The sequence below is a fragment of the Emticicia sp. CRIBPO genome (genome assembly GCF_009905725.1).
In the GTDB taxonomy this organism is placed as follows: domain Bacteria; phylum Bacteroidota; class Bacteroidia; order Cytophagales; family Spirosomataceae; genus Leadbetterella.
Map to the genome: position 1 here is coordinate 27,001 of NZ_JAAAKV010000003.1, position 14,411 is coordinate 41,411.

The 14,411-nt window shown below is 43.4% G+C and carries 11 protein-coding genes; 5 read left to right on the forward strand and 6 right to left on the reverse strand.

Annotated elements, in window-relative coordinates; genetic code table 11:
• Window positions 1–85: 85 nt before the first annotated feature.
• The gene (locus GVN16_RS06970) at window positions 86–2,698 is read right to left on the reverse strand and encodes a penicillin-binding protein 1A (RefSeq protein WP_166563153.1); all 2,613 of its coding nucleotides are present in this window, start codon (window positions 2,696–2,698) and stop codon (window positions 86–88) included.
• 202 nt (window positions 2,699–2,900) lie between these two features.
• Here GVN16_RS06970 and GVN16_RS06975 point away from each other — a divergent pair, with 202 nt between their 5' ends.
• Both GVN16_RS06975 and GVN16_RS06980 read left to right on the forward strand, forming a co-directional pair.
• Entirely contained in the window at window positions 2,901–3,812 is a 912-nt protein-coding gene (locus GVN16_RS06975) for an ABC transporter ATP-binding protein (RefSeq protein WP_166563154.1), read from the forward strand.
• A 21-nt stretch (window positions 3,813–3,833) separates the two neighbouring features.
• Window positions 3,834–5,177, forward strand: coding sequence for an ABC transporter permease (locus GVN16_RS06980; RefSeq protein WP_166563155.1), 1,344 nt, complete (start codon window positions 3,834–3,836; stop codon window positions 5,175–5,177).
• Window positions 5,178–5,246: 69 nt separating this feature from the next.
• On the opposite strand, the gene GVN16_RS06985 is transcribed toward GVN16_RS06980, so the two are convergent.
• From GVN16_RS06985 to GVN16_RS07005, 5 genes are all read right to left on the reverse strand, one after another.
• Entirely contained in the window at window positions 5,247–6,215 is a 969-nt protein-coding gene (locus GVN16_RS06985) for a M56 family metallopeptidase (protein WP_166563156.1), read from the reverse strand.
• A 175-nt stretch (window positions 6,216–6,390) separates the two neighbouring features.
• Window positions 6,391–7,770 carry a M56 family metallopeptidase gene (locus GVN16_RS26080; protein ID WP_229244089.1) on the reverse strand — a complete coding sequence of 460 codons (1,380 nt, stop codon included), beginning with the start codon at window positions 7,768–7,770 and terminating at the stop codon, window positions 6,391–6,393.
• A gap of 36 nt (window positions 7,771–7,806) precedes the next feature.
• Window positions 7,807–9,798 (reverse strand): TonB family protein, encoded by a 1,992-nt coding sequence (locus tag GVN16_RS06995; RefSeq protein WP_166563157.1) that lies wholly within the window; start codon window positions 9,796–9,798, stop codon window positions 7,807–7,809.
• Window positions 9,799–9,831: 33 nt separating this feature from the next.
• Window positions 9,832–10,200 (reverse strand): BlaI/MecI/CopY family transcriptional regulator, encoded by a 369-nt coding sequence (locus GVN16_RS07000; protein WP_205748808.1) that lies wholly within the window; start codon window positions 10,198–10,200, stop codon window positions 9,832–9,834.
• A gap of 407 nt (window positions 10,201–10,607) precedes the next feature.
• Window positions 10,608–11,480 carry a LamG domain-containing protein gene (locus GVN16_RS07005; RefSeq protein ID WP_166563158.1) on the reverse strand — a complete coding sequence of 291 codons (873 nt, stop codon included), beginning with the start codon at window positions 11,478–11,480 and terminating at the stop codon, window positions 10,608–10,610.
• Window positions 11,481–11,962: 482 nt separating this feature from the next.
• Between GVN16_RS07005 and GVN16_RS07010 the strand changes: the two genes are divergently transcribed.
• From GVN16_RS07010 to GVN16_RS07020, 3 genes are all read left to right on the forward strand, one after another.
• Entirely contained in the window at window positions 11,963–12,328 is a 366-nt protein-coding gene (locus GVN16_RS07010; protein ID WP_166563159.1) for a hypothetical protein, read from the forward strand.
• A 72-nt stretch (window positions 12,329–12,400) separates the two neighbouring features.
• The gene (locus GVN16_RS07015) at window positions 12,401–13,009 is read left to right on the forward strand and encodes a 2'-5' RNA ligase family protein (RefSeq protein WP_166563160.1); all 609 of its coding nucleotides are present in this window, start codon (window positions 12,401–12,403) and stop codon (window positions 13,007–13,009) included.
• 306 nt (window positions 13,010–13,315) lie between these two features.
• Window positions 13,316–14,410 carry a sensor histidine kinase gene (locus GVN16_RS07020; protein ID WP_166563161.1) on the forward strand — a complete coding sequence of 365 codons (1,095 nt, stop codon included), beginning with the start codon at window positions 13,316–13,318 and terminating at the stop codon, window positions 14,408–14,410.
• Window position 14,411: the final 1 nt, after the last annotated feature.

Here is a 14,411-nt window from a genome sequence, read left to right on the forward strand (position 1 = left end):
AAAGGGAGAATGCATATGCCATTCTCCCTTTTACTTTTATCCCCCTCCGACCTGACGGTCAAGCCGGGCGGGCTTTCTCCATTGACTATTCTATCTTCAGTTCCTTTTTCCGGGTATTAAACAAACCCGCGGTATCGAGCCGTCGTTTGTTGGTCAGTTTATTGACGCCTTCCTGGGTGGTATCCCTGATCGTACCGTTTATTTTCTGGAGTGAGTCGTTCATCATGATATTCATGAGGCTGTCGTTCAGTACATTGGCAGACTCACCGTCGCTGCTGAAACACCCGAGATAATCTTTTTCGATCTTCATCGTCGGTTTGGCAAATGGCCCCGGACTGTATTCCAGCTTTTTGTCTTTGTAGACCTGTTCCATAAACAAACCGAATATCGGCAAGGCGGACTTACTGCCTTCTCCCATACTGCTCTTGAAGTGGATACTCCGGTCGTCGCCACCTACCCAAACCCCGCAAACGAGGTCTTTTGTGAAACCGATGTACCAGGCATCCGAGTTATTGGAGGTTGTTCCTGTTTTACCGGCTACCTGGCCGCCGTTTCTGAATAACTCTCCGTAATTAAACATTCTTCGGCCCGTTCCGCCTGATTCTTCTATGTTGCCTCTCAGCATATATTGCATCAGGTAAGCAGACTCAGGGCTGATGGCATCCCTGGTTTTGGCGTTGAATTCAAACAGTATTTTTCCTGATTTATCTTCGATCTTAAATACGAAAATGGGTTCGGTATACTTACCTTCATTTAAAAAGACCCCGTAAGCGGCCACCATTTCGTAAAGCGATACATCGGAAGTGCCCAAACCAATGGAAGCTACTTCGTCGAGTTTGGAGGTAATGCCCAGTTTCTGAGCATATTCGACTACTTTTTTCGGAGTAGACTCAAGGGTCAGTTGGACGGCCACCGAGTTGATAGACCTGGCCATGGCACTTCTGAGGGTCATGTTGCTGTAACTGAATGTCCCGTTGGCATTTTTAGGTTGCCATATTTTTATTTCACCGTCTTCTTCGTATTCGGTGCTGATAGGCTTATCCTCCCTGCGGTCGCATGGGGAAAGGTTCAGCGGACCATCGATAGCCGAAGTATAAACCACGGGCTTGAATGTTGAACCCGGTTGTCTTTTTCCCTGCTTAACGTGGTCATATTTGAAATAATTATAGTCAATGCCACCTACCCACGACTTCACAAAACCGCTCAGAGGGTCAAATGCCATCATCCCGGCCTGTAAAAAGCGTTTGTAATAACGGATCGAGTCCATGTGCGACATCATCACGTCCTGGTCTCCGTCCCACGAAAATACCTTCATTTTCATAGGTACATTCATGTATTTGGAGATAGAGTCTTTGTTGTTTTCAAATTTCGTGGCCAGTTTCCGGTAGTAGGTGGTTCTTTTAGCCACCGTATCGATGAAGCCCGGAATCTCCTCTCCACTTTCATAGGTCCATGGATTTTTGTCTTTCCACTGGTTATTGAAATCTTTCTGCAGGCTTCGCATGTGCTGCTCCAGGGCCGATTCGGCGTAAGTCTGCATCCTCGAATCGATCGTCGTGTAGATCTTCAGACCGTCGCGGTACAGGTCAATGTCCATTTCATTGTCCTTGGCCCATTTTTCTATGAATTTCGAAAGGGCTACTTTGAAATAATTCCCCTGTCCGTCGTAAGGGTTTTCAATATTGATGTCCAGTTTTAATTCTTCGGCAATAACTTTGTCTGCTGTTTCCTTATCAAGGTCACCGTTCAATACCATCCTCTGAATAACCGTATTCCTTCTTTTGACAGAGTTTTTCGGATTCCTGATCGGGTTATATAAAGTGGTACCTTTCTGCAGACCTACCAGGACGGCAGATTCACCGATGCTCAGTTTGTCGGGAGCCTTGTTGAAATAGGTTTTAGCCGCGGTTTTGATCCCGTAGGCATTGTTTCCGTAATCAACTGTATTCAGATATAAAGTAGCGATTTCGCCTTTGGTAAATCTCTTTTCAAGCTCGATGGCCGTGATCCACTCCTTTGATTTGTAAATCAGGGTTTCCACCACAGGAATGTAATACAAAAGCCCTTTCATTTCTTTCCGGCGGGTATTGTACAGGTTTTTGGCCAATTGTTGTGAAATGGTGCTTCCACCCCCGCGATCGCCGCCTGAAAATATACCTACGGCCACGCTGGCCATCCTTTTAAGGTCAATGCCTGAGTGTTCGTTAAATCGCTTGTCTTCTGTCGCAATCAGGGCTTTATAAACCCACGGGGAAATTTCAGAGCTGTCAACAGGCGTCCTGTTTTCAGTAAAATATTTCCCGATCTCAACGCCGTCCGCGGTAAGGATACTCGAAGCTTCCGACAACTTCGGGTTTTGCAGCTGGTCTACACTGGGCATACCGCCGGTCAGCCACAGGAAATTGGTTTTAATCAGGAAAAGATAGATGATCACCGCAAGAATTCCTCTGAAGAAAAAGGCATAAAGGTTACGGATCACATTCCAGAACCGGCCTTCCTGGTCAAATTTGTCGTTGAATTTATACTTGGTGTTGTGATACCGGTCAGACAAAAACCTGCCGAAGGCATCGACTCTTTCTTCTCCGAAGATTTTTTTGAGAAGCCTGACAAAGAATGCCCATAACAGAGATATTTTATCAGAAATAAAGTCGGTTACCGGTTTGAATTTAGAAAACAATTCTCTAATAAAATTTATCATATGGGTGATAATAATGAATACTTCCTCGCAAAATTAGAATTCAAATCTAAATTAAAACTATTTTTTTTGATAATTATTGATAATGGTGCGAATGTGAAAATCTTTTTTGCCTTTAGCGTTTTTTTTTTGCCTTTTATCCTAAATATAGTATTTTTAAAAAATAGAGGTAGTAAGTTTGAAGATAATTAAAACATGATAGAAAGTGAGTAATATTTTAGAAGTTCAGAACATCGTGAAGAACTATTCCAACCACAGAGCTTTGGATGATGTCAGTCTCGTTGTTCCCAAAGGAATTATTTTTGGATTACTTGGCCCTAACGGAGCGGGCAAAACCTCCCTCATCAGAATTGTTAACCAGATCACAGGACCCGATGAAGGCCACGTTATTTTTAACGGAGAGCCGCTTCAGGAAAAACACATCTACCAGATCGGGTATCTGCCCGAAGAAAGGGGTTTATACAAAAAAATGAAAGTAGGGGAGCAGCTGTTGTACCTCGCCAGGCTGAAAGGTCTGAGCAAGTCGGAGGCTATGGACAAGCTGAGATACTGGTTTGAGAAATTCGACATCAAAACCTGGTGGGAGAAAAACGTGGAAGATCTTTCGAAAGGGATGCAGCAGAAAATACAGTTTGTCGCCACTGTGCTTCATGAACCTAAGCTGATCATCCTGGATGAGCCGTTCTCAGGATTTGACCCTATCAATGCCAACCTGATCAAAGACGAGATATTTGAACTGAAAGAAAAAGGCTCCACCATCATATTTTCAACCCACCGCATGGAATCTGTGGAGGAACTTTGTGACCACGTGGCCCTTATTGATAAATCCAAGAAGGTACTGGACGGTCCGAAATCCAAGATCAAAGAACAGTTTAAAAGTGACACCTACTCCATCACTTACCAGGGAGAACTGGATCTGAACAATGAGTATTTTGACATATCGGGCATCACCGAAATAGAATCGGAACTGAATGCCGCGACTTTGAAGCTGAAAACGCAGATAAGCTCCAATGAACTGATCAAGAGACTCATCAGTGAAGTAGAATTGAAATCATTCAAAGAAAACATCCCATCGATGAACGACATCTTTATCAGGGTCGTAAGCGGTTCATTTTAAACACATTGAAACTAAATAAATATGAAAAATATACTACTGATCATCCAGCGTGAATACCTGACCCGGGTCCGGAAAAAATCATTCATTATCATGACGGTTGTCGGCCCCCTGTTAATCGGTGTCATGTACGGACTTATCTTCTGGGCGGCTTTATCGTCGATTGATCAGAAAAAGATACTGATCGTTGATAAAAGCGGGTTGTTCAGCAATAAATTCAAAGACAGCAAGGAATTTAAATACCAGTTTATCACTGACGACATTGATAAAGCCAAGAAAGGATTCAAAGGAAGCGGCTTTGACGCATTGGTTTCGATCCCGGAAAATATCCTGGAAAACCCTGCCGGTGTTCAGATATTTGCAGAAAAAGGAGTGCCGCTTGAGCTTCAGAACCGTGTAGAGCAATCGATCGAGTCGGAAGTGGAGACGATCCGCCTTACCGAGGCCGGGATCACCAAAAGTGTGCTTGAAAATGCCAAGATCAACATCAAGTCTGAAACGATCAGCATGGAAGACGGCGGTGAAAAGAAAAGCAGTTCAGGTGCTGCCACGGGCATCGGGTATTTCTGTGCCTTCCTGATCTATATTTCCGTGTTTATTTACGGAGCCCAGGTCATGAGGGGTATCATGGAAGAAAAGACCAGCAGGATTGTAGAAGTGATCATTTCTTCTGTTAAGCCGTTTCAGCTCATGATCGGGAAAATCATCGGGGTGGCCCTGGTGGGTTTGACCCAGTTTACCTTATGGATCGTACTGAGTCTTGGTGTGATGACCATCGGGGGGAAGGTAATGGGAGACAAAATGATGGAAAGCCAGTCTGCTATTTCCCAGTCCCAGATATCTAATTTACCTCCTGATGCTCAGAAAATGGCCCGGGAGCAGATGAAATCAAGCGGAGCCCCTAACATTGTTCCACAGGAGATCATTGGTGCCTTGGGTACCTTGCCTGTGGCTACGATCATTATCGGCTTCCTGTTTTATTTCCTGGGCGGGTATCTGCTTTACAGTGCCATGTTCGGGGCGGTAGGTTCTGCGGTAGACAGCGACACGGATACGCAGCAATTTATGCTGCCCATTACGATTCCGATCATCGCCGCCTTTGTCATTGCACAATTTGTCATACGGGATCCTAACGGCAGTCTGGCCTTCTGGACTTCGATGATACCGTTTACCTCACCGATCATTATGATGGTAAGGATACCTTTCGGGGTGCCGGCCTGGCAGATCATCCTTTCCATTACATTGCTGATAGGAGGCTTTATTTTCACCACCTGGGTTGCAGCCAGAATCTACCGCGTAGGTATCCTGATGTACGGTAAAAAAGTAACCTGGAAAGAAATGATGAAATGGTTGTTCTATAAAGGATAAAACCTGGATTCAGATAAATTAAAAGCCGCCGGAGGAATCCGGCGGCTTTTTTATGGGTTGCGGTTTTTTTTACTCGGATGCAGGAGTGAAAACAGAATGAGCCGTCCAGGTGGTTTTCAGTTCAACCTCAACAGATTTTTCCCCGGCCGGTTGGCGGGTTGCCGTAAGGTTTTTCAGCGGAAGGGCTGCCTTCTGCATTTCCTCAGGCAGCTGGTTAATGGCAGCAGCGAAAATCATCAGCATGACCACAAACGCCGGAACAGCGAACACGTACTTTGCCAGGGCGGATTTGCCGGAACGTTCCCTTTTCAACATCTGGATTCTTAACTTCAGGTTTTTGTAGTTGAAGAAAGTGTTGGCCAGGGTGTGCGGCGAAACCTGGAATTGCTGAGACAGCAAAAGCATGGCATAGTCGGCTTTTGAGGCCATGTACTTGCTTGAAACTTCGTCGGCTATAAACTCATGAACATTTTTAATCGCTATTTTATAGAGGTAAATGACCGGGTTGAACCAGCAAAAAACAGCCAGGATTTCGAAAAATATGACATCAAAAGAATGGACCTGCCTGACATGCACCAGCTCATGTTCATAAATAACGTCATTTTCGGACAGGTTTTTATCTACGGTAATTTTCCAGAAAAAGGAAAATGCAGTACCCGGCAACTGGCCCGAACGAAGAGAGGCATCAAGTCTGAAAATATTGACCAGCAGCCTGATGGCGAATAAGATCGCTCCACCGACATACAGAAACACCACTACAGATAAACACCAGGAGATAGTATCTTTTTCTGAGCTGACGCTGTCGAGCACCTTTCTGGTGTCCTCCGTATGAATCAAACCGCTCAGCTGCCGGGTGAATGCCCAGGACTGAACCAGTTCGGTGTTCCATACCGGGATAAGCAATGAAAGGATCGCGGAAAAAACCAGGAATATCCTGTTATTGGTATTGTAGGTTTCGTTTCTGAGGAATAACCAGTAGAAACCAAAAAATACAACCAGGAATAGGTTGACTTGCAGAAAGTAGATGGTCTCGTTCATTTTCTGTTTTGTTTAAATGTTTAACGCTGTTTATTCAAAAACATTTTTAAGCAATGAAAACCCAATCCAGGGGACAGGGTTTTAACACAATTATGAATTGTCAATTTTTATTTCATTAGGGTAAGTGCTCTTACCCCTGAAATAGCTTTTTCATTTTATCTTTTTAAGCCTCACCTTACTCAAGCTGAAAGAATACCGGCATGTTATAATATACCCGGACCGGAAGACCGTTCTGTTTTCCCGGTTTCCATTTCGGCATGGATGAAACTATTTTGACGGCTTCTTCGTCACATCCGAACCCTATGCCTTTTAATACATGTACATTGCCTATAGAGCCGTCTTTTTCTACTACGAACTTCAGAAAAACCCTGCCTGACACATTCGCCCGTTGAGCTGAAGCCGGATACTTGATGTTCTGATTAATAAACTTATACATTTCAGATACACCACCTGTAAACTCAGGGTTTTCTTCCACGGCTGTAAAAATGACCTGCTTTTCAGGTACTATTTCTATCAGCTCAGGATTAGCCGGTGCAGGGGCGGCCGGTGTTTGATTATAGTGATCCGGAAAAGAAAGAGACAAGTCGAAACTGTCGCTGGGTATTTCCTCCGGCTTGGTCTTTTCCGGGGTTTCCGTCAAAACCGGGTTGTTTAAGGCCTCGCTTACTTCCCTGAGTTTGATTTCAGGGGTTTGGATCATTTCCGAAAAACGCTCAGGAGTGGTATTCCTCGCAATGGTAGCAGATGTCAGGATCAGCATACCCAGAAAAACAGGGAGAATCAGACCGTATTTAAGCAAAGCTATTTTAGCCGAACGCTTCTTTTTGAGCATCTCTATCCTCAGTTTGAGGGTAGAGCGGTTAAAGAAATTATTAATCAATAACGTAGGTTGTGTACGGAATTGCTGAGAAAATAGCAACATAGCATAGTCGGCCTTGGAAGGAAGGTAGCTACTTGCTATTTCGTCAGCGATGAACTCGTGTATATGTTTAATAGAGGTTTTATAGTAATAGACAACAGGGTTAAACCAGCACACTATCCCCAGGATTTCAAAAACAAGGATGTCAAAAGAGTGGCCTTGCTCCACATGCACCATTTCGTGTTCCATGATGGTGTCGTTTCCACGCAGGTCCTGGTCTACAAATACTTTATTGAAAAACGAAAATGCCCTGACCGAAGGATTTTCTGACCTCAGTAAACGGTCAAGTTTTAAAACATTGATCAGGAAACGCAGGGAAAAATACAAAGCCCCGGCGATGTAAATGAGTCTGGTCATTTTAAGAAAAACCCAGTCCGATGCCTGCTCAGGCCGGCTTTTGATGATGATGTCGCTCAGGTCATAGGAATAAATGATCTGGTTGGCTTCGCGGGTGATGATCCACGACTGCACCAGTTCAGAGTTCCACAGTGGTATGGCGAACGAAAAGAACGCGGAACCTACCAGGTAGATCCTGTTATTCGTATTGAAGGTTTCTTTTCTCAGAAATGACCAGTAAAATCCATAAAAAACGGCCAAAAACAGATTGACTTGAATTAAATAGTTGATCCAGTTCATACTTCACGTCGTTATAGGTTGAGAATCGGTCAGTTATTATTTAGGTTGAATAGTGCGGTTTTTTTTAGTTGTGATGACGATGACCCCGTTTTTACCTTTTTCTCCATAGATGACTGCCGATTGAGAGTCTTTGATGACTGATATCGACTGAATATCATCAGGATTCATATCTCTTATTTTAAAAGCTTCTTTTTCTACACCATCCACGATGAAAAGAGGGGGATTTTTGGCGAAATCATCATCAGGTGAGGTGATATTCATGGAATATCCGTTGCCCTGGGCAGGTCTGGCCTGGTTGGCATATCCGGTGACCCTCACCCTGACAGGTTCGTTTTTGTCGTGACTACTGACGCCCACGCCTGAGGTTGAACGCAAGGACAGAACTTTCCCTTCCTGGGGTCGTGCTGTGGTGTAAAGCCTGGAACCACCCGGTTCCACGCCGTCTACTTTCCCTCTCAGCCTGATACCTGTAATGGTGTTCGATTGAGAGTTGACGGTATTCAGGGGCTTGTTTTTATCCAGCTGGAAACTGATCGGCATGTTGAAATAGACATCCACCGGTTTGCCGTTTTGCACACCCGGATTCCACTTAGGCATGGTAGCGACCACACGTACGGCTTCTTCATCACATCCGTATCCGACACCCTGTAGAATCTGTATGTTTGACACAGTGCCTGTGCTGCTGACGATGAATTTGAGGAATACCCGGCCTTCTTTGTGATTTTCCCTGGCTTCTGAAGGATAAGAGATGTTCTCGGCGATGTATCTGTACATGGCGTCCTGCCCTCCCGGAAACTCAGGTTGCTGTTCCACCACCGTAAAAACGGGCTTGCTCATTATTTCAACGGAATTTTCGGCAGGACTCAGTGTTCCGGTCACCTCAGATCCCGTTTCCGGTTTGGTTAATTTTATGGTTAACTCTTTGAAGTCACTTGTATTGACTTCTACTGTCCTGTAACCTGGGAAAGAAACTACAATGATGGCATTCACTGCTACGTCATTCATGATAAAATGACCGTTGACGTCGGTATAGGCTCCTTTGGTTTTGTCTTTAAAAGTCACTGCAGCACCTGGCAGGGGTTCACCGGTTTCGTCTGTTACCCGGCCTTTAAGTACCCTCGTTTTATCGTTGTCGATAATGGCTTCAAACGTCGTGGCCGGCATCTCTATCAGCTCAGATATGCTTTCAGTTGAAGAAGATCTCGCAATGGTGGCAGAAGTAAGGACCAGCATGGCGATAAATACCGGAACGATCATGCCGTACTTCAGCAGGGCCGTTTTGGCAGAGCGTTCTTTGCCGAGCATCTTGATCCTCAGTTTTAAGGTGGAATGGCTGTAAAAATGATTAGCCAGGTGTTGGGTTGGTGCGTGGAATTGTTGCGAGAAAAGTAAAAGAGCATAGTCTGCTTTTGACGTAAGATGCCTGCTGGCTATCTCGTCGGCTATGAATTCATGTATGTTTTTAATGGAAATCTTATACAGATAAACGACGGGGTTTAACCAGCAAATGATACCGATGATCTCAAAAAAGATCACATCAAAAGAGTGCACCTGCTTTCTGTGTACCTGCTCGTGTTCGTAAATGGTATCGCTGCCTTTCAATTGCTGATCTACAAATACCTTATTGAAGAATGAAAATGCTTTTACAGACGGTTCTTCAGATCGCATCAACTGGTTTAACCTGAAAATGTTGGTCATAAACCTGATCAGAAACACAAAAACACCTGCTCCGTAAATGATCATCAGTATTTGGGCCACATCCATTGAACTGGGTTCATCGGGATGGCTGCTGACGATCAGTTCGCTGAGTTCGTAGCTGTAAATAATCTGGCTGGCTTCCTGGGTGATGATCCATGACTGCACGAGCTCTGAGTTCCAGAAAGGGATCGCAAACGAAAGGAAAGCAGAAAATACAAGGTATATCCTGTTATTGGTATTAAAAGTTTCATTTCTCAACAAAAGCCAGTAGAAACCATAAAACACAACTAAGAAGAGGTTGGCTTGCAGAAAATAGGCGATCCAGTTCATAAAGTTAACGGGTTGAATATTTTTTTACGGGTTCTATTTGGCTTTCTTCATCTCCTCAATCATCTTGAGGATTTCATCTGCTTCTTTCAGGTCGATCTGCTGCTGTTTTACAAAAAATGAAACCAGGTCACCCACTGAATTCTCAAAGTATCCGTTCATTAGTTTTTCGGTGACAAATTTCCTGTATTCCTCTTTTGTTACTTTCGGGAAATACTGGTGGGTTTTCCCGTAAGGCATATGGTCAATAAATCCTTTTTGTTCCAGAATCCTGATGATGGTCGAAACCGTATTGTAGGCCGGTTTGGGATCAGGAAGTTTCTCAATCACATCTTTGACAAATCCTGTGTTTAAGTCCCACATGACCTGCATAATCTCTTCTTCGGCTTTCGTTAATTCTCTCATGGTGATTAGATTTTTGATTTACGTTAAGTAATCATTGAACAAACATAAAACTAATTATTTAGTTTTCCAACTATAATTTTAGGTAATATTCGTTCTTTAAGGGTTTATTTTATTCAACTAATTTATTTACAGACTTGTCAGGTTGCGTGAAGTGTCATTTATCAGTAAATAACACAGATAGAGAAGCGGATGATTTTCATAGGTATAAGTACATGCTTAAAGATATAAAATTCAATACTTTTTTACACAATGCAAGAGAGGTTTATTTTTTAGCTGCTATGTAATTTAAATCTGATTTCCCGATAAGATTCAGTTATCAATACGCCTGCCCGCCTTTTTTTTCTTTCCTCCTTTGTCCATTTTCCTTTCATCCTTTTTCCTTTTCCTCCTTTGTCCATTCTCCTTCCTTAAACAAAATCTCCCAACTCCTTCTCCGTCAATGCCCGGTCAAAAACACATAAACCGCCGATCTGTCCTTTGAAGAAGTTGCCCATACCCCGGCTCAGTAAAACTGCCCCGACGGTAAAGTCCGAACCATTGTTACCCATTCCCTCAGCAAAAGCATAGGGATTTTTACGCTGGGTGATACCATCCGGGTAGCCTTCAAAGCCCCTGGTGTGTTGTATGAGTTCAGGAGCCCTTTCCTCGAAAACGCCATTGAAAAATGAGCGAATGTTTTGTCCGTCATAAGTAAAAGCCACACAAGCCCATTCGTTTTTAGGGACGACCTGTGCGGAGGCGGAGTAATCTATTGAATAAGGAAACGGGGGAGTGGGTTTGCCTGAATAAGAAATATGTCCGCAGACCTGGCTGTCGCCGTTATAATAAGGAAGGCTTACAAAAAGGCCATACTGGCGTTTGCCACCCGAAGCAGATTCATTCCACATGCCTCCGATAAATCCTGTGCCTCCCTGCCACTTGACCCAGGCCACCACCGTTACACCCTGTCCGGCTCCGTGTAAATTAAGTTTTCCTGTTTCAGCATGCGGGAGACTCAGGTAAGCCCCGTTTTCAAAAAGTGCGGAGTATCCTGAAATCGGTCCTTCATCTATCCGCTTCATCGCACCGCTCATTTCTTTTAGCGGGAAAGTTCCCTCACCGATTGCTTCGCGGTCTTGCCCGGCGTCTTCTTTAAAATCCCACAGGGCAATAAATCCCGGTGTGTTTTTGATACGCCTGATGAGTTTTCTGTTTCGTTTAAAAAAAATAGCTGTAGGCCACGCCACGGGAAATGCGGCCCGGGCAAGGAAAGAGGTTTTGAGAAAAGACCGGCGGTTCATAAATCAATTTTTGATGGAACAAATTCTAAAATAAGCAGAATTGGTGGAATTACAATGTGGCTGGAGGGACGGTGAATGGAAAAAGCAAAAAAGGAGTAAGGGAAAAAGAAGACCGCATATATATTTCCTGCAATAAAGTCTGATGCTTAAAATGAGTTGCGGTCTTCAGGCCTGAATCCTTTTGTTTCATTTTCAGATTATTCATTACCCAGTACCTTCAGAGCCCGTCCCGGAACCCCGGGGGCCTCGGCACCCGGCTCAAAAAGAAATCAACTCAGAAAAAAACAGAAATATGACAGGCAGGTGACTTTGACAGTTTTTGTTCTCTAATTGTCTGTTTATGAGGCTTTTATGGTTAGTTTTTCTTCTGGCTCTGATCAGTCAATGGAGTGCCAGAATAACTATTTTTTCAATTGCTAAATATTATGGCAATAATATGTTAATTTTTTTAGCATCTTTGTTTCATCAAAATAAAAGTGCTTATGAACCTCAAAGAAAAAAACTTATTACTACTTCAGAAAATTAAAAGGGAACTCGAGCCTATCGGTTATAAGGTGGTGATGAATCCCAAGACCCAGTCGGCGAAAGCAACTGATTCTGTCATCCTGCACATCAAATGGAGCAAGGAAGTATCTCATGAAGATTTTGTATGTAATTGTTACGCCATGATTGAGTTCAACCAGGACACCCTCGTGACGGCTAAAGTTTTGGGAGACTATCCTATTACTCATTGGATTTTGTCAAGACATTTTAAGATCACAGCTCAGACCAGGTTTATTTCGAGGGTCAGCCCTTTTAAGATAAGAAAGAAATCCGGTTCACTCAGACATTACGCTATCGCTAATTAATCAATATATCAGGTGTACAGAGCTTATTATGATGCACGTGAAGCTTTTATAAATACATTAAAAATTAAAGACATGAAAAAAGATACGAATTCAAAAACTGAAAAAACAATATTCGAATATTTACTGGTGATCAATCCGGACCTGGCCAGACAAATCCTGGTGCAGCAATGTAAGCAGGAGTTTAAGAAGAACGGCTTTGTTAACGCGACCATCACTCCGCCTCACATTACCATCATGAACTTCCTTAAGCATGAAAGCAGGGAACATCTGATTGTTAAAAAGCTGAGACAACTAGCCAATGGAACAACTCCGTTTGAAATCGTTCTCGAAGACTTTGGGAAGTTTGAAAGCAGCACTTCGACGGTTTACGTTAAGGTTAAAACGCCTGAGCCCATCCTGAAAATCGCTGAACGCAGAAAAAAAGAGATCAGACCCCTGTTGAAAGGCATGCCGAAGACCTATTCAAAACTTCCGCATGTGACCATCGCCCGTGGACTTACTACTGAGCAACTCCAGAAAGTGTGGCCGAAATGGAGTAAGGAGACTTTCGAGGCAAGGTTTGAGGCAAAAGAAATGGTATTACTGAAAAGGCCTTTGGGCGGACAGTATAAAACATTGGAAAAACTCCCTTTTAAAGGAGAAAATATGAACCTTTACGGTCAGAAAAATATTTTCGGTTGAACAATAAGCCAGAAATCTGATCAATCTGTCCCGGTTTGATTTCCGGCGGGTACCGGTTTTCTGATTGCTGGCTGGCAGGTAAGATAAAGATAGTTATTGTTGTACAAGGTTTCAGGTAAAGTCGCCATCTGCTGATAAACTTCGGTGCTGCTAAGTTCCGGTTCGGTAAGGCATATGGCGTGATGAGAAAGAATATATCCGGATAAGAAAAACTAATTCCTATTTTTGCTTTCAGGATTACACTTTATCAGGACCGGATGGTTTCATCAATGAAGCCTCCGGTATTTTCTAAAAGCAGACCTTTACATGAAAGTACAATCGGGAGTATTTTACAAGCATTACAGGCTCTTTGTAGTACCTGTGGTTTTTTGTTTGTATTACCTGCTGACCTATCTGATTAACCCCTTCAGCAAATCTTGGGAAGGATATTTTCAAATGGGCACCCAAAACCTGCTGACAGAGTGGGGTATTACGATGGTATTCTGTTCTCTTATTACAGAATCCAGTATTGTCATTGCCCGGGTTCTGGACAAGAGCATTTCCTGGCGTGAGCATGCCATGATGCGTTTCATTACCCAGATTTTCCTGCAGATCATTTCGGTAGGTATTCTGTTGTACTTCTTTGACATGCTGTGGGATGTTACCTGTCCGATAAAAGAGCCCATGACCTCATCTGACCGGCTTGGACTCTGGCAGTATTTCTTTATCATCACGATTCTGTCAATCATCATCAGTGCCGTTCATACTGGCAATTTTTTCCTGCAGCGATGGAAAGTATCCACGCTTGAAGCCAGCGAGTTAAAACTGAGATCTGTTGAGCTGAAGGAAATTGCCATGCAGGCCGAGCTTCAGTCTCTCAAGCTGCAGCTGGATCCGCATTTTATGTTCAATAATTTCAGCACCTTGTCAGAGCTGATTTCTGAAGATAAAGAAACCGCCCAGAAATTCCTGGATAATCTTTCGCGGGTGTACCGTTATATGATCCTGAATCTTAATAACGATATCATTACGCTCAAAGAAGAAATCAGGTTTTTAGAGGCTTATAATTACCTGATCGGCATAAGGTACGGAGACAAAGTGCTTGTCAATATTGATATTCCTGAAGCCATAAAACAAAAAGGCATTCCACCCATTACCCTGCAGTTGCTGATAGAAAATGCCATCAAACATAACGTGGCCTGTGAAGGCAGACCCCTGGTGATCAATATTGCATTACATAACTCACAATACCTTAAAATTACCAATAACCTTCAGCCGATTCAGAATAATATACCGTCTACCAAAATAGGACTGGAGAATATTAAAAACCGATACCGGATATTGTGCGAGCTTTCGGTGGAAGTGCTGGAAGAGGAAGAAGATTTTACAGTGATCTTGCCCTTGCTGGATTTTAAAAACTGAT

What these genes read in the sequence shown, in the direction of transcription:
- GVN16_RS07015 (WP_166563160.1), top strand. Translation starts at nt 12,401, where the DNA reads ATGAAAAAAGATACGAATTCAAAAACTGAAAAAACAATATTCGAATAT.
- GVN16_RS06985 (WP_166563156.1), bottom strand. Translation starts at nt 6,215, where the DNA reads ATGAACGAGACCATCTACTTTCTGCAAGTCAACCTATTCCTGGTTGTA.
- GVN16_RS07020 (WP_166563161.1), top strand. Translation starts at nt 13,316, where the DNA reads ATGAAAGTACAATCGGGAGTATTTTACAAGCATTACAGGCTCTTTGTA.
- GVN16_RS06995 (WP_166563157.1), bottom strand. Translation starts at nt 9,798, where the DNA reads ATGAACTGGATCGCCTATTTTCTGCAAGCCAACCTCTTCTTAGTTGTG.
- GVN16_RS07005 (WP_166563158.1), bottom strand. Translation starts at nt 11,480, where the DNA reads ATGAACCGCCGGTCTTTTCTCAAAACCTCTTTCCTTGCCCGGGCCGCA.
- GVN16_RS06970 (WP_166563153.1), bottom strand. Translation starts at nt 2,698, where the DNA reads ATGATAAATTTTATTAGAGAATTGTTTTCTAAATTCAAACCGGTAACC.
- GVN16_RS26080 (WP_229244089.1), bottom strand. Translation starts at nt 7,770, where the DNA reads ATGAACTGGATCAACTATTTAATTCAAGTCAATCTGTTTTTGGCCGTT.
- GVN16_RS06980 (WP_166563155.1), top strand. Translation starts at nt 3,834, where the DNA reads ATGAAAAATATACTACTGATCATCCAGCGTGAATACCTGACCCGGGTC.
- GVN16_RS07010 (WP_166563159.1), top strand. Translation starts at nt 11,963, where the DNA reads ATGAACCTCAAAGAAAAAAACTTATTACTACTTCAGAAAATTAAAAGG.
- GVN16_RS07000 (WP_205748808.1), bottom strand. Translation starts at nt 10,200, where the DNA reads ATGAGAGAATTAACGAAAGCCGAAGAAGAGATTATGCAGGTCATGTGG.